This is a genomic window from Pseudomonas sp. HY13-MNA-CIBAN-0226 (assembly GCF_040310305.1).
Lineage (GTDB): Bacteria > Pseudomonadota > Gammaproteobacteria > Pseudomonadales > Pseudomonadaceae > Aquipseudomonas > Aquipseudomonas gregormendelii.
In genome coordinates this window covers 1-281 of the sequence record NZ_JBEOPS010000183.1, presented here as the reverse complement: position 1 = coordinate 281, position 281 = coordinate 1, and the positions used below count along the sequence as shown (strand labels likewise).

The window sequence follows — 281 nt, the reverse complement described above, 5'->3', positions numbered from 1 at the left end:
GCTTCATACAGTCTGCGCTTGTCCGCATTAAAGCGACTGGGCGTGCTTGCATCAACGTCTTTTACTCTGGCGATGTACTCTTTGTCAGATGCGAGCTTGCCACTATCAGGTAATTCTCTTTTATCAAAATTACCATTTTGCAAATTAGTCAGTATTTCTTCTGGCGTATCACCTAGCTCTACGTCTAGATGATTAACCAATACCAGCTGTCCTTGTTCGTTTATTTGGGCAAACAACGCAAGCTCGGTATAGGCGGGCCCTCTTTTGACCAAAGCCCCACC

At 45.6% G+C, this 281-nt stretch carries 1 pseudogene; it reads right to left on the bottom strand.

The features are described 5' to 3' along the window. A pseudogene (locus AAEZ05_RS28325) lies at nucleotides 1-281 on the bottom strand (D-lactate dehydrogenase); the annotation flags it as partial.